The following is an 18,593-nucleotide window of genomic DNA, read 5'->3' as shown; positions in this document are numbered from 1 at the left end:
AGGAACAAACTACAAACAGGGCCGCTGCACAGCAGCCCGCACTATCGTGATCATTAACGCACTGCCAACCACTTCACCACTGCGTCAAAAAAGGGCCGGGCAGAGGCAGAACGTTCGTCATTGACCGTCATGACAACAATATACCGCTTTCCGCTCGCTCCCAGCACGTAACCGGCCAGCGCACGGCTGTCGCGCAAGGTGCCTGTTTTCAGGTGGGCGCGCCCCTGCACCTCGTCGTCCCGCAAGCGTGAACGTACCGTGCCATCCACACCGGAGATGGCGAAAGAGGAAATATATTCAGGCATCCAGTTCGAGCGCCAGGCAACTTTCAACATATCAGCCATGCCGCCGGCGGTCACCCGTCCGTTGCGCGACAGGCCCGAGCCATTGTCCACAACCCAGCCGCTGGTGTTGACGCCCTGGCGTCCCAATATGTTCATGACTGCCCGCTCGCCGCTGGCCACGGTGGCCCCGGGACCGCTCATCTCCGCGCCCACGGTCAGCAAGATGGTGCGGGCCATCACATTATTGCTTTGCTTGTTCACCAGACGGATCAGGTCAGACAGGGACTGCGAATCATGCCAGGTAATGGCCTGGGCACGACCCGGCACCCGGCCAGGCTTGATATCACGCGCCAGGGTGCCGCCCAGATCGCGCCACAGACTGCGAAACAGTTTGTCGAAAAACTCAGTTTGAGAGTGCACCAGACGATACACGCTGAATTCGCCACAAGAGGCGGCCGCCTTACCGCTGACGCGTACCACCATGCCCCCGGCTTCGGGTTGAATCTGGGTGCCGATCACCGGTGAGCCCGGGCACGTTGCGGTCGACCACTCCACTTCACCCTGCACGCGCACACCCGGCAGCGGCGGATCAATAATCGCCACCCATTTGCGCGCCTGCGCATCAGGTTGAAATACCAGCCGGGAGGCTCCCAGCCCGACCATCATGGCATCCGGGCTGGCGTTATAGGGTCGATCACCCGCGTTATCAAAATCCCCCGGATTGATCGTCACATTGCCAAAAATGGAACGATCCACAATCACTTCGGTCAGATTCTTCACCCCACGCAAACGGAGTTCACGCAACATGTCCCATAACTGCGGCACGGTCAGAAACGGATCGCCTCCCGCCTTGATATACAAGGGTCCTTTCAAGGTGCCCTGCTCATCAACCTGCAGGCCGTCCTGGGCCATCAAGGTGGTGCGCCAGGTATATTCCGGCCCCAAGGCGGACAAGCCAGCCCAGGTGCTGACCAGCTTCATGACCGAAGCGGGGTTGCGGGGCTCCTGGGGATTGACGCCAATCAGACGCGGGCCATCTGCCTCGTCCACCACAATCGACAAAGACGATTGGGGAAGGCGGCTGGCACTCCAGACCGACGCCAACTCGGGAGGCAGGGCCTGGGCCAGAGCCAGTGAGGCGCCTTGCACCATCAGCAAGGCTACCAGAGCCATATGCTTGCAACGACTCAAAACAGGCTTTGTCTTCAAAACACCCATGCCCTCGTCTCCAACAGATCAATTCAGGAAAAACCCAAGCATACCGAAAGAAAAACACTGCGGATATGGCCGATTCAGCAATCTGACGGCAAAGCGTTAAAATAGTCGGTTACCCCATCAGGCCCGACCTTGCAGTCCGTGGCCCTTTACGACAAACCATGAGCATCGATCCCTCTTTAACCATCGCCCAGTTCGACTACGAGCTCCCCCCCGAGCTGATCGCTCAAAGCCCTCCGGCCCAGCGCCAAGGCAGCCGTCTGCTGCATCTGGACGGGGCCGGCCAATTGCATGACCGCCAGTTCACCGACCTGCCTGGCCTGCTGCGCAAAGGCGATCTGCTGGTCTTTAATGACACGCGAGTCATCAAGGCGCGCCTGCATGGTCAGAAAAGCAGCGGCGGCAAAGTCGAAGTGCTGATCGAGCGCGTGACCGGCCCTGACACCGCCCTGGCGCATATCCGCGCCAGCAAGTCGCCCAAGCCAGGCACCTTGCTGGAACTGGCCGATGGCAAGGTGCTGGCCGACTGCACAGGCCGCGAGGATGCCCTGTTTGCCCTGCGCTTTCATGAACCCGTGCTGGACATGCTGGAGCAGTACGGGGCCACGCCCCTGCCCCCCTACATCACCCATGCGGCCGATGAGCAGGACGAATCACGCTATCAGACCGTTTATGCCCGACACCCCGGTGCCGTGGCCGCTCCTACGGCAGGCCTGCACTTTACCGACGACATGCTGGCCACCTTGCGTGCGCAAGGCGTGGACCAGGCCTTTGTCACCTTGCATGTAGGGGCCGGCACCTTCCAGCCGGTGCGTGTCGACAATATCAGCGAACACGTCATGCACGCCGAGCGCTACCACGTACCCGCCGCCACCCTGGCCAAGATTGAGGCAACCCGGGCTGCGGGTGGCCGCATCATCGCCGTGGGCACCACCAGCGTGCGCTCACTGGAATCGGCCGCCAGCAAAGAGCCCGGCATGAACCAGCGCTGCGCCGATGGCAGTATTGAAGGCGATACACGCCTGTTCATCACTCCCGGCTTCCAATATCAATGGGTTGATGCACTGATCACCAATTTTCATTTGCCCCAGTCCACCTTGCTGATGCTGGTGTCAGCCCTGGCGGGGATCGAACCCATACAACGTGCCTACCAGCACGCCGTCCAATCCCGGTATCGCTTTTTCAGTTATGGCGATGCTATGTTCATTGAGCCCCCTACCCCATGAGTGGACTGAAGTTTGACCTTTTAAGCACCGACGGCGCCGCTCGCCGTGGCCAGATCACCCTGAACCACGGTGTGGTGCAAACCCCCATTTTCATGCCGGTAGGCACTTATGGCAGCGTCAAGGCCATGATGCCGCACGAATTAAAGGACATCGGCTCCCAGATCATCTTGGGCAATACCTTTCATTTGTGGTTGCGTCCCGGTACGGAAGTGATGGACAAATACAAGGGCCTGCATAACTTCATGCAGTGGGACAAGCCCATCCTGACCGACTCGGGCGGTTTTCAGGTATTCAGTCTGAAAGGCATGCGCAAAATTACCGAGGAAGGGGTGAAATTTGCCTCCCCCATCACCGGCGAACGCCTTTTTTTAACGCCTGAAGTGTCCATGCAGATCCAGTATTCCTTGAACTCCGACATTTCCATGGTGTTTGACGAATGCACGCCCTATCTGATTGACGATCGCCCGGCCACTCACACCGAGGCGGCCAAATCCATGCGTATGTCCCTGCGCTGGGCCCGTCGCTCACGCGAGGAATTCAAGCGTCTGAGCAATCCCAATGCCTTATTTGGGATTGTGCAGGGCGGCATGTATGAAGACCTGCGCGACGAATCACTGGCGGGCCTGACGGAAATCGGCTTTGAGGGCTACGCCATTGGTGGTCTGTCGGTCGGCGAACCCAAAGAAGACATGATGCGCATTCTGGCGCACACCACCCCCAAACTGCCCGCCCATGCCCCGCGCTATCTGATGGGTGTGGGCACGCCTGAGGATCTGGTCGAAGGCGTCAGCCAGGGCGTGGACATGTTCGACTGCGTGATGCCTACCCGCAATGCGCGCAATGGCTGGCTGTTCACGCGTTACGGCGATATCAAGATCCGCAACGCCCGCTATCGGGACGATACCCGCCCGCTGGACCCCAGTTGCAGCTGCCATACCTGCCAGCATTTTTCGCGTGGCTACCTGCATCACCTGCAGCGTTCCAATGAGATTACCGGCTCACGCTTGAATACCTTGCACAACCTGCATTTCTATTTGCAGATCATGCAAGAGATGCGCGATGCCATCGAGCAAAAGCGTTTTGCAGCCTGGCGGGAGCAATTTCACCAGGACCGGGCACGCGGCATCGAATAACAGGCTGTTTGTGATCCGGCAATAAAGTGCCGCTACAATACACCGTTAGTTTTTGACAACCCACACAAAAAAATCCTCAGGAGCCCCACATGTCCGCTGTTGACATTCTGACTCTCATCCCCGCCCAGGCAGCTGCCGGCGGCGAAAACGCCCTGATGGGCATGCTGCCCATCATCTTGATGTTTGTTGTGCTGTACTTCCTGATGATTCGTCCTCAGATGAAACGCCAGAAAGAGCACCGCAACCTGGTGTCCAACCTGGCCAAAGGCGACGAAGTCATCACCTCCGGCGGTCTGCTGGGCAAAGTCAGCAAAGTTCACGACAACTACCTGACCGTTGAAGTGGCCAACCTGACCGACAAACCCGTCGAAGTTCTGGTCCAACGCGTGGCCGTTACGACTGTTCTGCCCAAAGGCACCATCAAGTCGCTGTAATGCCTCCGACCCCGGACCTCGGTCCGGGGTTGCCATTTCTGCACCCGTCGTAGATATCCCATGAATCGTTATCCCCTCTGGAAATATGCCATCGTATTGGTCGCGCTGGCGATCGGCCTGATCTATACCTTGCCCAATCTGTTTGGTGAGTCTCCTGCTGTGCAGGTTTCCAGCGCCAAATCCACGGTCCGGCTTGAAACCAGCCTGATCACGCATGTTGAAGCGCTGCTCAAGCAGAACAATATCCCTACGACGGGCTCGTATTTTGAACAGAACGGACCCAGCGCCACAGCGCGTTTCCGTTTTGCGTCTACTGACGTCCAGCTCAAGGCCAAGGACCTGATCGAGCGCGAGCTGAACAAGGACTCTGCCGCGTCTGCTCCCGACTACACCGTCGCCCTGAACCTGGTGTCTGCCTCGCCCGCCTGGCTGACCGCGCTGGGCGCGCACCCCATGCATCTGGGGCTGGACCTGCGTGGCGGCGTACACTTTCTGCTGCAGGTCGATATGCAAGGCGCCCTGACAGCCCGCTACGACTCCATGGTCGCGGACGCCCGCAGTGTGCTGCGTGAAGCCAAGGTACCGGTTGGCACTATTGAGCGTGAAGGCCAGTCCCTGCGCCTGAGCTTTGCTTCGGCTGACGAACGCGACCGCGCCCAGTCTGAGCTTCGTCGTGCCATCCCCGACCTGGCCTTTACCCCTGCGGGCGACAGCGGGCTGACGGCGCGGCTGACCGAGACCGCCACCATTCAAGTCCAGACAAACGCGCTCACACAAAACATCACCACCTTGCACAACCGGATCAACGAGCTGGGCGTGGCTGAACCAGTTATCCAGCAACAAGGTTCCGACCGCATCGTCGTCCAGTTGCCCGGCGTGCAGGATGTGGCCAAGGCCAAGGAAATCCTGGGTCGTACTGCCACGCTGGAATTGCGCATGGTGGAAGACTCCCCCGCTGCCGTTGCTGCCTTGAACTCGGGCACCGTGCCTTTTGGGCTGGAGCGTTATACCGAGCGCGGTGGCGCCCCCTTGCTGCTGCGTCGCCAGGTAATCCTGACAGGCGAAAACCTGCAGGATGCCCAGCCCGGCCGCGACTCGCAGACCCAACAGCCCACTGTCAACCTGACGCTGGACAACAAGGGTTCACGGATCTTTCGCGATATTACCCGCAACAACATCAACAAACGCATGGCCATTGTGCTGTTTGAGAATGGCGTGGGTGAAGTGGTCACTGCACCGGTTATCCGCAGCGAAATCCCCAACGGTCAGGTTCAGATCAGCGGCAGCATGAATGCCCAGGAAGCGGCTGACATTTCCCTGCTGCTGCGTGCCGGTTCACTGGCCGCGCCCATGAGCATCATCGAAGAGCGCACCATTGGCCCCAGCCTGGGTGCCGACAATATTCGCCAGGGCTTTAACGCCACGCTGTACGGCTTTATTGCGATTGCCATCTTCATCATGCTGTATTACCACCTGATCGGCCTGTTCTCGACCATTGGCCTGACCTTCAACGTGCTCTTGCTGCTGGCCGTGCTGTCCATGCTGCAGGCGACCCTGACCTTGCCGGGTATTGCCGCCATTGCCTTGACGCTGGGCATGGCCATTGACGCCAACGTCCTGATCAACGAGCGTATCCGCGAAGAACTGCGCAATGGTGCTTCCCCGCAACAGGCCATTCACCTGGGTTTTGATCGTGCCTGGGCCACGATCTTCGACTCCAACCTGACCAGCCTGATTGTGGGTGTCGCTTTGCTGGCCTTCGGTTCCGGCCCCATCCGCGGTTTTGCGGTTGTACACGTGATCGGTATTCTGACCTCCATGTTCTCTTCGGTGGTTGGGGTTCGTGCCCTGGTCAATCTCTGGTATGGCAACCGTCGTCGCCTGCAAGGGATTTCGATCGGCCAGGTCTGGAAGCCACAGGACAAGAAGTAAAGCGCCAGGGCCGGCGCAAGCCGGCCAGGCCCAACTACAGGCATAAAGCATCATGGAATTTTTTCGTATTCACCGCACTATCCCGTTCATGCGCCATGCACTGGTGCTGAACCTGATCAGTTTTCTGACGTTTATCGCAGCGGTTGTTTTTATTATCGTGCGCGGCTTTCACCTGTCCATCGAATTTACCGGTGGGACAGTCATGGAAGTGCATTATCAACAAACCGTACAGGTCGAAGATGTGCGCCGCTCGGTCCAGTCTCTGGGCTACACCGATTTCCAGGTACAGAACTTCGGCACCTCCCAGGACATCATGATCCGCCTGCCCATCCTGGATGGGCAGGATTCCACCCAGCAAAGCGAACAGGTCATCCAGGCACTGAAGCAGCAACACCCGGACGTAGAACTGCGTCGTGTGGAGTTCGTCGGGCCACAGGTGGGACAGGAGTTGCTGCATAACGGCTTGATGGCCCTGGCCTTTGTGGTCGCCGGTATTTTGCTCTATCTGGGTTTCCGCTTTGAATGGAAGCTGGCACTGGCATGTGCCATTGCCAACTTGCACGACGTGGTCATCATCCTCGGCTTTTTCGCTTTCTTTCAATGGGAATTCTCGCTGTCGGTACTGGCCGGTGTGCTGGCGGTGCTGGGTTACTCCGTGAACGAATCCGTTGTGGTGATGGACCGTATCCGTGAAAACTTCCGCAAGCAGCGCAAGATGTCGGTAGCCGAGATTATCGACCTGTCCATTACCCAGAACATCTCGCGTACCATCATCACCCACGGTTCTACCCAGATGATGGTGCTGTCGATTTTCTTCTTCGGCGGCCCCACACTGCACAACTTCTCGCTGGCGCTGACCATCGGCATCTGGTTTGGTATCTACTCCTCCGTGTTCGTGGCTGCCGCTATTTCCATGTGGCTGGGCGTGAAACGTGAGGATCTGGTCAAGCCGATCAAGAAAGACGAAGGCGGCGAGGTTGTAGAAGGCTAAGTTGCTTCTTTAGTCGCTGTTAAAGAAAAGCCCGACATTAAAACAATGTCGGGCTTTTTTGTTTCTAAGGCTGCTAGATTGCAAGCAATAGGGTGGCAGCAACAAGCCTCTTTTTGTTTTCTTGGGGGACCCGAGCCGGTCGGCGGGGCGAGTCAGGCCGTTCGCCACAGGCAGTGCTCTGATGCGGGATGCAAGGGTCGTGCTGTTTGAGGAGCACGCTTGTGGTTTGTCCGGGGGACAAACTGCGCTCCGAGTTCACGACCCGCCCGCAGCAGAGCACTGACAAGGGGACCCGTGCACCGCACGGGCGAATGGCCCGCCAAGCTGACCGGCTCGGGTCCCCCAAGAAAACAAAGGCCTGCCACCCTATATTGATCTAAAGAGAGACCTCGGCACGACAGCTATACAGCGAGCAATACTGCGATGGCAATATGGCAGAACCTTACTGCTGTAGCGGCTCCAGCGCTGTCTAGAGCGAATCTCATTTCCATAAGGCTGATAGAGCTTATCGCCGCCACTCTCAGCCCACACGCTGCAAGGACCGGATAAGACACAACAATCCGACAGTCGAGGGAACAAAATAAGCGCAGTCTACTTAATTAATGCGGGATGGTTTCATCCGGCCGCAGCGTCAATACACGCACACCACTTTCTGTCACAGCCACCGTGTGCTCAAACTGTGCCGACAGCAAGCCATCACAGGTACGTACGGTCCAGCCATCTTTCCCGGTTTGCACCGCATGACCGCCTTGATTGAGCATAGGTTCAATGGTGAACACCATGCCCTCCTTCAATCGCAAGCCTGTGCGCGGCGTACCCCAGTGCAGGACCTCGGGGGCTTCATGCATTTCTCGTCCGATGCCGTGCCCACAATAATCGCGCACAACGGAGTAGCCGTTCGTGCGTGCGTATTGCGAGATGGCAAATCCCACGTCACCCAAAGTCGCGCCCGGACGCACGGCTTGTATGCCTTTCCACATCGCCATATAGCAGGCATCGACCAGTTTTTGCGCAGCAGACGTAACCTGCCCCACCGTGTAGGTTTTGCTGGAATCCGCGATAAAGCCATTCTTCTCCAGGGTGATATCGAAGTTCACGATATCTCCCTCTTTCAACACATCCGCCGTGGACGGCATACCGTGACACACGACTTGATTGGGCGATGAGTTCAGAACATAGGCATAACCGTACTGCCCTTTGCTGGCGGGCCGGGCTTGCAGGTCCTGGACGATGTAGCTCTCGACCAGATCATTGACCTGCATGGTGTTCATGCCAATCAGATCCAACTGATCCAGACGCGTGAACACTTGCGCCAGCAAACGACCCGACTCGGCCATCAAGGCAATTTCGCCTGCCGTCTTGATCATGCGGGCTCCGTTTGTTCCAGGGGCACCGCCGGCTCACCCAAACCGACCGCCCTCATCTCTCGGGCAACGATGTCGTTAAAGCTCAAAGTGGGATTCAATTCGCACAGCAAACCCATACGTATCCAGAAGGCAGCCTGCGCGTTAATGGAGCGACACGAAACGGTGCTCGCCTTGCGCAACTGATCGTGTAACTCATCATCAATATTGACAATACCCATCACTCAACCTCTATATGAAACACATATGAATCATATATTCATAGAAAGCCCTTCGCAAGAGGGCCGAGTTGAACGCGTCAGATACGGCCAGTTCACCCCTGTGGCGGCTTCCCATAAACGCACCTCTGAGGGGCGGCCTGCCCGCAACAAGTTGAACAAGAACAGTCCCTTGTTTGTGCCCCCTGTAAGACGGGGCGTTATAATGCTCGATTCTTCATTCTCAATGGCCCGCGGGATATACACCCGTCACGGCTTCTCTTATGACTGACACCACACACCCTAGCCCCGACACGGCGGACGCTGCCGCCAAACCTGCCCGCAAACTCTTCATTCGCACCTTTGGCTGCCAGATGAACGAGTACGACTCCGAAAAAATGGCTGATATCCTGAATCAGGATCGCCCCGTGGAGTTGACCACCAATCCCGAAGAAGCCGACATCATCCTGTTCAATACCTGTTCGGTACGCGAGAAGGCGCAGGAAAAGGTGTTCTCGGACCTGGGCCGGGTCCAGCACTTGAAGGCGCTGAATCCCGATCTGGTCATTGGCGTGGGTGGCTGTGTGGCCAGCCAGGAAGGTGACACGATTATTCGTCGCGCGCCTTACGTGGATGTGGTGTTTGGCCCCCAGACACTCCACCGCCTGCCCGAGCTGATCGTCAAGCGGCGCAACAGCGGCCGCTCGCAGGTGGACATCAGCTTTCCGGAAATCGAAAAATTCGACGCCCTGCCCCCCGCACGCGTGGAAGGCTATTCGGCCTTTGTGTCCATCATGGAAGGCTGCAGCAAGTACTGCAGCTTCTGTGTGGTGCCCTACACCCGCGGCCCCGAAGTCTCCCGTCCCTTTGACGACGTGCTGATGGAAGTGGCTGACCTGGCCGACCAGGGTGTGCGTGAAGTGACGCTGCTGGGCCAGAACGTGAACGCCTACCGTGGCCCTACCGACGTGGCGGGCGAAATTGCCGACTTCGCCATGCTGCTGGAATACGTACACGAGATTCCCGGTATCGAGCGCATTCGCTACACCACCTCGCACCCCAAGGAAATGACCTCGCGCCTGATCGCAGCCCATGGCAATCTGCCCAAGCTCGTGCCCTTCCTGCACCTGCCGGTGCAAGCAGGTAGCGACCGTATTCTGGCTGCCATGAAACGCGGCTACACTGCGCTGGAGTTCAAATCCATCGTGCGCCGCCTGCGCGAAGCCCGACCGGATATCGTCCTTTCCTCGGACTTCATCGTCGGCTTTCCCGGCGAGACAGAAGAGGATTTCCAGAAAACCCTGAAACTGATTCGCGATGTGAATTTCGACCAGTCCTTCTCGTTTGTCTACTCCCGTCGCCCTGGCACGCCTGCCGCCGACCTGGAAGACAACACCAGCAAAGAAGAAAAACTGGACCGTTTGCACCGCCTGCAAGCACTGGTGAACGAACAGGCCCAGGCCATCAGCCAGGCCATGGTCGGCAGCGTGCAGCGCATTCTGGTCGAAGGCACCTCACGCAAAGACGATTCGGAACTGAAAGGCCGTACCGAAAACAACCGCATCATCAACTTCCCGGGTGATCCTCGCCTGATCGGACAAATCGTGGATGTGCATGTCACCCAGGTACTGACCAACACATTGCGCGGAGAAATCGTGACCCATGACCGGGTTGCAGGAGCCTGATCTATGACTAGTCAACGCCGCCGCCTGCCCACTGCTGTGCGTCTGGATGGGGACAACACCCATCTGGCCAATCTGTGTGGCCCCTTGGACGAGAACATCAAGCAGATTGCCATTGCCTACGACGTCACGCTGCGTCGGCGTGGCAGCCATGTTTCGATTGAAGGCGCGCGTGCGGAACAGGCCGCCAAGGCCATTGATTGGTTTCATTCGCGCGCAGTGCATCGGGCGCTCAATATCGACGATATCCAACTGGGTCTGGTCGAGCTGGGCGCCAGCCGCAGCCACGAAAAGGAACCTGCGCCAGAGGCTTTGCCCGAGCTGCCTCCTGTGGGTCAGGACGACATTTCCCTGCGCACGGCCAAACGCGACCTGCGGCCACGTACCCCTGGTCAGCGCGAGTACCTGCGCAACATTCTGAACCACGACATCAACTTTGGCATCGGCCCGGCCGGTACCGGCAAAACCTGGCTGGCCGTGGCCTGCGCCATTGATGCACTGGAGCGCGAATCCGTCCATCGTCTGATTCTGACCCGGCCGGCAGTGGAAGCCGGTGAGCGGCTGGGGTTTTTGCCCGGCGATCTGGCCCAAAAGGTGGACCCGTATCTGCGCCCCCTGTACGACGCCCTGTACGACTTGATGGGCGTGGAAAAAGTGCAGCGCCTGTTTGAGAAGCAGACCATCGAGATCGCACCGCTGGCCTACATGCGCGGCCGCACGCTGAACCATGCTTTTGTGATTCTGGACGAAGCCCAGAACACCACGCCGGAACAGATGAAAATGTTCCTGACCCGTATCGGTTTTGGCAGCAAGGCCGTTATTACTGGTGACCCCACCCAGGTGGACTTGCCCAAAGGCCAGCGCAGTGGTTTGACCCATGCCGTCACGGTGCTGGAAAACGTGCAAGGTATTTCCTGCTCGCGCTTTAGCAGCCGTGATGTGGTGCGCCACCCCCTGGTTGCGCGAATTGTGGACGCATACGAACGAGCCGGTGATGCCTGATCTGTCCTTGAGCGTCCAGTACGCTGTTGAATGTCCCGAACTGAGCCGCTCCCGTATCCGCCGCTGGATGCAGCGCACCCTTGAGATGGCGGTCGAACGCATCCACCCCGAGGATCGCTTTACGGGTCTGTCTGCCACCTTGCGCATTGTGGGAGCCCAGGAAGGCCAAAGCCTGAACCTGAGCTACCGAGATCGCGACTACGCGACCAATGTGCTGACCTTTGAATATGGTCAGGACGAAGACGGCGTGGTCCATGGCGACATTGTGTTGTGTCTGCCCGTTCTGGAACGTGAAGCCCAGGAACAAGACAAACCCTTTTTGCATCATGCTGCTCATCTGGTTGTGCACGGCTGCCTGCATTCGCTGGGTTATGACCACCTCGAAGAAGACGAGGCCCAGGACATGGAAGCACTGGAAACAGCCGTGCTGGCCAGCTTTCGTATTCCTGATCCCTATCAGGAACGCTAGCGCGCGCTGTGCCGGCTTCGTGTGGCCGCCGATGACAAAACCGCATCAATACGCGCCGTGCTTCACGCCTTGCGAATGATGACAGGTCCATACCTTGTCATCGTTTTTCGGTTATGCTTAATTTTTCCTTAACTCGTCCTTCGGACAATGTCAGACTCTGCTACCGACCCTGAGCCCCGCCCTTCCAAGGCCAGCTCAAACAATCCTATCTCTCGCTTAAGTGCTTTTTTCAATCGGCGTCACGAGCCCGAAGACCGAGAAGACCTTAAGTCTGTCCTGGTTGCGGCCCACGCTCGCAAAGTCATCGACGACGAATCGCTCTCCATGATCGCTGGAACGCTGGATATGGCCAACAAGACGGTGGCCGATATCATGGTGCCGCGCTCCAAGATCGATATGCTGGACATCGCCAAGCCCTTGACCGAGATGCTGCCCATCATTATTGAAACGGGCCACAGCCGCTTCCCCATCTATGAGACGGAACGCGACAACATCATCGGTATATTGCTGGCTAAAGACTTGCTGCTGTCCATTGCCAACCCCACACTGGATCTGCGGCCACTGATCCGCCCTGCCGTGTTCATTCCCGAAACCAAACGCCTGAATGTGCTGCTGCATGAGTTCCGTGGCAGCCGCAATCACCTGGCCGTCGTCATTGACGAACATGGCGGCACCGCCGGGCTGGTCACGATGGAAGACGTGCTGGAACAAATTGTCGGCGACATCGAGGACGAATACGATGAAGATGCCGAACAGACCATTTTCCAGGCAGGCCCTGACAGCTGGCGGGTCATGGCCCTGACCGAAATCCCCGATTTCAACGAAGCGTTCCATACCAATCTGCCCAACGACGACTTTGATACCGTGGGTGGCTGGCTGGCATCCGAACTGGGGCACATCCCTCGCCGGGGCGATGTCGCCCAGCTTGACGGCATCAGCATCACCGTCGTGCGTGCCGATGCCAAACGAGCCCTTTGGCTGCACGTTCAGCGAGCCACACCCGCCGAGCCCCATCTTGAACAATCCTGATTCCAAACCTGTCCCCCAGGCGCTGCGCGTCGCGTTAATGCTGGCTCTGGGGGGCTTGCATGCCCTGTCCTTTTCGATAGGCCCGCTGCCCTCCTGGATTCTGCCGTTTTATCAGATCACCCTGCTAGCCATAGCCTGTTCGCAGATCATGGCAGCGCAGTCGTTACGACAAGCTTTCGGACGCAGCTATTGGTTTGGTCTGGGCAACTTTGCCGTCGGCGTGTATTGGCTCTACATCAGCATGCACCAGTATGGCGGGATGCCATCCTGGCTGGCGGCCCTGGGGGTCTTGCTGCTGGCAGCTGCACTGGCCCTTTTCCCCGCCCTGGCTGCGGCCGTGTGGCAAAAGCTGCGTCCCAAACACAATAGTGATGCCTGGCTACCACGACTGCTATTGTCCGCGGGGTTTGCAAGCTGCTGGGCGCTGAGCGAATGGCTGCGGGGCACGCTACTGACCGGCTTCCCCTGGCTGAACATCGGCTACGCCCATGCGGAAGGCATGTTTACCGGCTGGGCTCCACTTGTCGGCGTCTATGGTCTGGCCTGGCTGTCCGCCTTCAGTGCCGCGGTCATCGCCCAGTTTGCCGCCTCCAAAGACAAAAACCAGAGCCCTTCTAGTGCCATTGGTATTGGCATCGCCATGGTTTTCGGCCTGATCGGCATCAGTTTGCCGCATATCGCCTGGGTTAAACCTCAGGGTGATCCGTTCATCGCCCGGCTGGTGCAAGGCAATGTCGACCAGAGCGCCAAGTTTGGCCCCGCGATGGGCGAGGGCATAGAACGCTATTACGACTTGGCCAATCTGGACGCCAAATCCCCCGAGGACGCGCCGCGTCTGATTGTCCTGCCCGAGACCGTCATCCCGGTTTTGCAGAACCGTCTGGAAACCAGCTTCTGGTTGCGCTGGACAGAACTGGCCCAACGTCATCAAGCCAATCTGGTGCTGGGCGTACCCATGGATCGCGGTACGGTCGATGGCAAACTCAGCTATACCAACAGTGCCTTGCTGATCACCCCCCAAACTCAGCCTCAGGACATCATCAACAGCACTGCTGCCTACTACGACAAACACCATCTCGTGCCCTTTGGCGAATTCATCCCCGCCGGCTTTCGGTGGTTCGTGGACATGATGAATATCCCCTTGGGTGACTTTCACCGGGGCGCCCTGCCACAAGCTCCTTTCCAGCTGCCAGAAGGTCGTGTCGCGGCCAATATCTGCTATGAAGACGTTTTTGGTGAAGAGATCATCCAGGCCGTCCAGGGCCGCCCTGGTCAGCAGGGGGCGAGCGTGCTGCTAAATATCAGCAATCTGGGCTGGTTCGGGGACTCCTGGGCCTTGAGCCAGCATTTGCAGATCTCGCGCATGCGAGCCTTGGAAACAGGACGTCCCATGCTGCGCGCGACCAACACCGGCATGACGGCTGCCATTGATCCGTATGGACGGATTCGCGCCGTGCTGCCGCCCTTGACACCGGGCGTACTGGATGTGGAAGTACAGGGCACCACTGGCCTGACACCCTACGTAAAATACGGCAACCTGCCCTTTCTGATCTGGGCCAGCCTCTTGCTGATTATGTTTGCCTGGCGCGCTCGCCGCTCATCCTGAGCACCGGGGGTGCGGCACGCCGACATGTCCAGCGACCGCGTCGCCTGAACAGACCTTCTTACTGCAGCGCCTGGGGACCCACGGGATACAGACCCGCGGCAAATCCCCCTGCATGGTCCCGATTCCAGGTCTTGCACCAATCCACAAACTCGTCTGCCGGGATCGGCGTCGAGCACAAATAGCCCTGCATGTAATCGCAGCCGGCATGGTTGAGCAAGTCCAGCTGCTCGTGGCTGGTCACTCCTTCTGCCACGACGCGCAAACCCAGTTTTTGCGCCATGACGATCATGGCCTGGGTCAGGACCAGATCCTCGCTGCTCAGCGCCAAATTACGGATATAGCACTGATCAATCTTGAGCACATTGATGGAAAAGCGCTTCAAATGGGACAGAGAGGAATAGCCTGTGCCGAAATCATCCAGCGCCACACTCATGCCATATTCACGCAAGGAGCGCAGCTGCTGCAAGGCCTGCCCCTGATCATCGAGCAACAGACGCTCCGTAATTTCCACCACCAGCGCATCGCCCGGAATGCCCTGGGTTTGCAGATACTCCACCCATTCCCGCGCACAAGAACCATTGAGCTTGAACTGCGCGGGTGACACGTTCAGGCTGACCCGGAAACTGGGGTCCAACTCGTGGCGCAGCCTGACAGCCGCCTGGGCAGCCGTCTCGAATACCCATTCTCCGATCAAGACAATCAGCCCGGAGTCTTCGGAAAAAGGAATGAACTCCGAAGGCGGCACCAGACCGAGCTGAGGATGCTCCCAACGAATCAAGGCTTCAGCGCGGGTGACCTGTCCCGTACGCATATCCACAATAGGCTGGTAATAGAGCTGAAACTGCTTTTCGCTCAAGGCCTTTTGCAGATCCTGGGAGAAACGAAGGCGAGCCTCCACCGCTTCGCTCATGGCAGGTAAAAAACGGCAGTATTGGTTGCGACCACACGCTTTGGCCGCATACATGGCCATGTCCGCATTTTTCAAAAGCTGACCGGCATCGTCCCCATCCTCGGGGAACAAGGTGATACCCACGCTGGCAGAGACAGACACTGAGTTCTTGCCCAGCTGGAAAGGCTCCTCAATCGTGTCCAGCAAACAGCGACAGGTACGTTCCACAATCGATGCATCACTGATATCGGACAAAATGACAGTGAACTCGTCGCCACCAATTCGCGCTACCGTATCTGTCACCCGCACACAGCGTTGCAGGCGTTGGGCCACTTCCTGCAAGAGCACGTCTCCTTTCTCATGCCCCAGGGAATCGTTCACATCCTTGAAGAAGTCCAGGTCCATAAAGATCAGGGCGAAGGGCAAACCAGTACGGCGGGATTGCTCGCGAGCCTGTTGCAAACGATCCTGGAACATCTGCCGGTTGGGCAAGCCTGTCAAATGATCGTAATGCGCCTGCCGCCACATCTGGGCCTCACGCTTTTTATGGCTGGTGATGTCCGTAAACAGGCCGATGTGACGATACACCGTGCCGTCGGGGTTCCACGCAGTACTGATCGTCAGGCGCTCGGCAAAATCCTCCCCGTTCTTGCGACGGTTCCAGATGTCCCCCTGCCAACGCCCCGTTTCTGAAATCTCGCGCCACATCTTGCGATAGAACTCGCGATCTTGACGACCGGAATTCAGGAGCGACAAGCTGCGTCCGCGAACTTCATCGAGCTCATAGCCCGTGATGCGGCTAAAGGCCGGATTGGCATCGACCACGTGGCCAAAGCGGTCGGTAACCACAATGGCTTCGCAGGTGTTCTCATAGACTACCGCCGCCAAGCGGCCCGTCACCTCATTACGCACCCGCGTGGTGATGTCCTGCACCACCGCCACCATGGCCGTACGGCCATTCAGCCGAATGGGGATGGCACAGATCTCTACATCAATGGATTTGCCATCATGGCGCAATGCCCGTGTTTCATAACGCAAACTGCTGCCGCCTGAACGCGAATCGGGCACCGTATGAGTCAGGGACGGAAATCGTGGAGACAGGAAAATCTGATCCACCGTGAACTCCTGACGCAATTGCGCGCGACTATATCCCAATGTTTCCGCCAACTTTTTATTAACAAAATCAAAGCGGCCGTCGCGGCTCACGTAAATACCCAATAAAGGGTTGTGACTTACGCTGCGGCATATGGCGTTGAGCTGCGATAAATTGCGCTGCTGAATGGAGAGCTGGGCATCCCGCTGTTGAATCTGCAACCCGCAGTCATTCAGAATCTGCGACAAATAGCGCGTTTCATCCGTACCGGAACTGATGCTTTTTGTGCGGTAATGCCCCTGGGTAAAGGCCTTTCCCTGGGCGAGCAGTTGCCTCAAGGGCGTGGCCACCCAGGCGCGCAACATAAAGTAAGAGAGAAACAGCGCCAACGCATCGAGCACCAGCATGAAAAACATCGTCCAGCGGTGCTGGGAGCGAGTACGTTCACGCAGAACGTCAAAAGCGTCCAGCAATTGCTGCGTGTTATGCCGGAACAGGGAATCTTCGGCATTCAGACTGGCAGCGGGTAAAAGCACCTGCTCCGAGCTGACCGGAAAATCCAGGCGCATCAGCCGCCGCTGCCACTCATTGCTCAACTGCGAGACCAGTCCCAGCAAGGGTTTGTCCAGCGGCACGAGAACCACACCATCGACCATGCCTCCCTCGCGAAGCAACTGCACGACAGACTGAAACTGCTGGTCGAGCTGACGCAAACGGGCCGGGGTGGAGCTGGATGGCGCGGCCAGCGCCACGGAATAACTGATATCCGACAGTTGTCGCAAAAGGCCACTGCTGGCCTGCAAGCGGATATCTGCCTGATTCTGCTTGTAAATGACCGTAACCGTCGCGGAAATCAATAACAGCCAAACCAGCAGCACCCAAATCAGCAAAGCACGCAAACTGATTCGTCTTTGTGCATCCACTGGAACAGGCAGAGGTGATGATATGCACTGCTTTGCTGACATAGCGCCATTAAATAGAAAATGCAGGCTCAGAGATCGGCCTACAAAACGTAATGATTGCAGGTGAAATGTTACTCATCGAAGCATAACATCATTAGATTACCGAGCAGCGCAAATTTCTTATAGAGCCTTCATTTATGCGCCTAAGAGGGGATTCCCCCCCCCCGCGCAAGGGACAAAAAAACGACGTGAAGTCGAGAAACGATTTACGTCTATTGACTCATATATGAAATGTTATGACACAAAGAAGATACAAAACACCGCTTGAAATAAAAAGATACGGATGGGAGCAAGTCGCACTCGCCCCGGTTTCCCGTGCCTGCCTCTTGTGTCCATCTCGCCCCTTCCTACCCGCGTTCGTCTTGCCTTAGCCCCCTGTCTTGAAGTTTTTTTGCTTTATTTTTCTTTTTTCTCTCAAAAGACTTGCACAAAGACAAAAACATCTTCATAATCTCAATTCTTCGTTGGTGGTCAACAAAAAAGAACACCGAAATGGGGGTATAGCTCAGCTGGGAGAGCGCTTGCATGGCATGCAAGAGGTCAGCGGTTCGATCCCGCTTACCTCCACCAAAAAACGAAGATTAGCTGTAAGTCCTGTCCCCTTCGTCTAGAGGCCTAGGACACCACCCTTTCACGGTGGGTACAGGGGTTCGAATCCCCTAGGGGACGCCAAAGCTTTTGCTTGGCACCGCTGCGGAGCGGTAGTTCAGTTGGTTAGAATACCGGCCTGTCACGCCGGGGGTCGCGGGTTCGAGCCCCGTCCGCTCCGCCAAAAGATTTTATGAATCAGTCCCGGACTGGTTCTAGCAGTTTGAAGTGGCAAGCCTCGTCAAGCCTGACACTTATTTCGATACTTTAGTTTTTTGGCACAGTCAAAAAATGAAGTAAAGAAAAATTGGGGGTATAGCTCAGCTGGGAGAGCGCTTGCATGGCATGCAAGAGGTCAGCGGTTCGATCCCGCTTACCTCCACCAAAACGACGGTTTAGTTGTAAGTCCTGTCCCCTTCGTCTAGAGGCCTAGGACACCACCCTTTCACGGTGGGTACAGGGGTTCGAATCCCCTAGGGGACGCCAAAGCTTTTGCT

General features: G+C 57.4%; 14 protein-coding genes and 5 tRNA genes. 15 read left to right on the top strand and 4 right to left on the bottom strand.

Annotated elements, in window-relative coordinates; translation table 11 throughout:
• Positions 1-53: 53 nt before the first annotated feature.
• A complete protein-coding gene (gene dacB, locus RSQ48_RS03360; protein WP_415302160.1) occupies positions 54-1,502 on the bottom strand; it encodes a D-alanyl-D-alanine carboxypeptidase/D-alanyl-D-alanine-endopeptidase in 1,449 nt (482 codons plus the stop codon).
• A 158-nt stretch (positions 1,503-1,660) separates the two neighbouring features.
• On the opposite strand from dacB, the gene queA reads away from it, so the two are divergent.
• The 5 genes from queA (at position 1,661) to secF (ending at position 7,215) form a co-directional block, all read left to right on the top strand.
• The gene (gene queA, locus RSQ48_RS03355) at positions 1,661-2,725 is read left to right on the top strand and encodes a tRNA preQ1(34) S-adenosylmethionine ribosyltransferase-isomerase QueA (RefSeq protein ID WP_003803687.1); all 1,065 of its coding nucleotides are present in this window, start codon (positions 1,661-1,663) and stop codon (positions 2,723-2,725) included.
• Entirely contained in the window at positions 2,722-3,858 is a 1,137-nt protein-coding gene (gene tgt, locus RSQ48_RS03350) for a tRNA guanosine(34) transglycosylase Tgt (RefSeq protein WP_003803688.1), read from the top strand. The genes queA and tgt overlap by 4 nt, the downstream gene beginning before the upstream one ends.
• Before the next feature lie 89 nt (positions 3,859-3,947).
• Complete coding sequence (gene yajC / locus RSQ48_RS03345) at positions 3,948-4,292, top strand: preprotein translocase subunit YajC (protein WP_003803689.1); 345 nt, start codon at positions 3,948-3,950, stop codon at positions 4,290-4,292.
• 60 nt (positions 4,293-4,352) lie between these two features.
• On the top strand, positions 4,353-6,224 hold the full coding sequence (gene secD, locus RSQ48_RS03340; protein ID WP_003803690.1) for a protein translocase subunit SecD: 1,872 nt from the start codon (positions 4,353-4,355) through the stop codon (positions 6,222-6,224).
• Positions 6,225-6,276: 52 nt separating this feature from the next.
• Positions 6,277-7,215: a protein translocase subunit SecF gene (gene secF, locus RSQ48_RS03335; RefSeq protein ID WP_003803691.1), complete on the top strand. Its 939-nt coding sequence runs from the start codon at positions 6,277-6,279 to the stop codon at positions 7,213-7,215.
• Between the two features lie 599 nt (positions 7,216-7,814).
• Here secF and map read toward each other — a convergent pair.
• Together map and RSQ48_RS03325 are read right to left on the bottom strand one after the other, a co-directional pair.
• On the bottom strand, positions 7,815-8,582 hold the full coding sequence (map, locus tag RSQ48_RS03330) for a type I methionyl aminopeptidase (protein WP_003803693.1): 768 nt from the start codon (positions 8,580-8,582) through the stop codon (positions 7,815-7,817).
• A complete protein-coding gene (locus RSQ48_RS03325; RefSeq protein ID WP_003803695.1) occupies positions 8,579-8,800 on the bottom strand; it encodes a ParD-like family protein in 222 nt (73 codons plus the stop codon). The genes map and RSQ48_RS03325 overlap by 4 nt, the downstream gene beginning before the upstream one ends.
• A gap of 260 nt (positions 8,801-9,060) precedes the next feature.
• Between RSQ48_RS03325 and miaB the strand changes: the two genes are divergently transcribed.
• The 5 genes from miaB to lnt all read left to right on the top strand — a co-directional run bounded on the left by miaB (position 9,061) and on the right by lnt (position 14,564).
• Positions 9,061-10,461, top strand: coding sequence for a tRNA (N6-isopentenyl adenosine(37)-C2)-methylthiotransferase MiaB (miaB, locus tag RSQ48_RS03320; RefSeq protein WP_003803697.1), 1,401 nt, complete (start codon positions 9,061-9,063; stop codon positions 10,459-10,461).
• 3 nt (positions 10,462-10,464) lie between these two features.
• Positions 10,465-11,460 carry a PhoH family protein gene (locus RSQ48_RS03315; RefSeq protein ID WP_003803699.1) on the top strand — a complete coding sequence of 332 codons (996 nt, stop codon included), beginning with the start codon at positions 10,465-10,467 and terminating at the stop codon, positions 11,458-11,460.
• Positions 11,453-11,929, top strand: a complete 477-nt coding sequence (ybeY, locus tag RSQ48_RS03310) for an rRNA maturation RNase YbeY (protein WP_003803700.1) — start codon at positions 11,453-11,455, stop codon at positions 11,927-11,929. Before RSQ48_RS03315 ends, ybeY begins: the two co-directional genes overlap by 8 nt.
• Positions 11,930-12,076: 147 nt before the next feature.
• Positions 12,077-12,958 carry an HlyC/CorC family transporter gene (locus RSQ48_RS03305; RefSeq protein WP_039943754.1) on the top strand — a complete coding sequence of 294 codons (882 nt, stop codon included), beginning with the start codon at positions 12,077-12,079 and terminating at the stop codon, positions 12,956-12,958.
• 37 nt (positions 12,959-12,995) lie between these two features.
• Positions 12,996-14,564 (top strand): apolipoprotein N-acyltransferase, encoded by a 1,569-nt coding sequence (lnt, locus tag RSQ48_RS03300; protein ID WP_415302350.1) that lies wholly within the window; start codon positions 12,996-12,998, stop codon positions 14,562-14,564.
• A 58-nt stretch (positions 14,565-14,622) separates the two neighbouring features.
• Here the strand turns inward: lnt and RSQ48_RS03295 are convergent, their stop codons facing one another.
• On the bottom strand, positions 14,623-17,445 hold the full coding sequence (locus RSQ48_RS03295) for an EAL domain-containing protein (RefSeq protein WP_415302159.1): 2,823 nt from the start codon (positions 17,443-17,445) through the stop codon (positions 14,623-14,625).
• 557 nt (positions 17,446-18,002) lie between these two features.
• On the opposite strand from RSQ48_RS03295, the gene RSQ48_RS03290 reads away from it, so the two are divergent.
• The 5 genes from RSQ48_RS03290 (at position 18,003) to RSQ48_RS03270 (ending at position 18,582) form a co-directional block, all read left to right on the top strand.
• Positions 18,003-18,078: transfer RNA gene (locus RSQ48_RS03290), tRNA-Ala, on the top strand.
• A gap of 26 nt (positions 18,079-18,104) precedes the next feature.
• Positions 18,105-18,180: transfer RNA gene (locus tag RSQ48_RS03285), tRNA-Glu, on the top strand.
• 23 nt (positions 18,181-18,203) lie between these two features.
• Positions 18,204-18,280: transfer RNA gene (locus tag RSQ48_RS03280), tRNA-Asp, on the top strand.
• Between the two features lie 125 nt (positions 18,281-18,405).
• Positions 18,406-18,481 (top strand) — tRNA-Ala (locus RSQ48_RS03275).
• A gap of 25 nt (positions 18,482-18,506) precedes the next feature.
• Positions 18,507-18,582 (top strand) — tRNA-Glu (locus RSQ48_RS03270).
• The last annotated feature ends 11 nt before the right edge of the window (positions 18,583-18,593 follow it).

It is taken from the genome of Alcaligenes sp. SJTW-7, assembly GCF_047716895.1.
Lineage (GTDB): Bacteria > Pseudomonadota > Gammaproteobacteria > Burkholderiales > Burkholderiaceae_B > Alcaligenes > Alcaligenes ammonioxydans.
The sequence above is the reverse complement of the archived record's forward strand: the minus strand, read 5'-3'. Positions and strand labels throughout refer to the sequence as shown.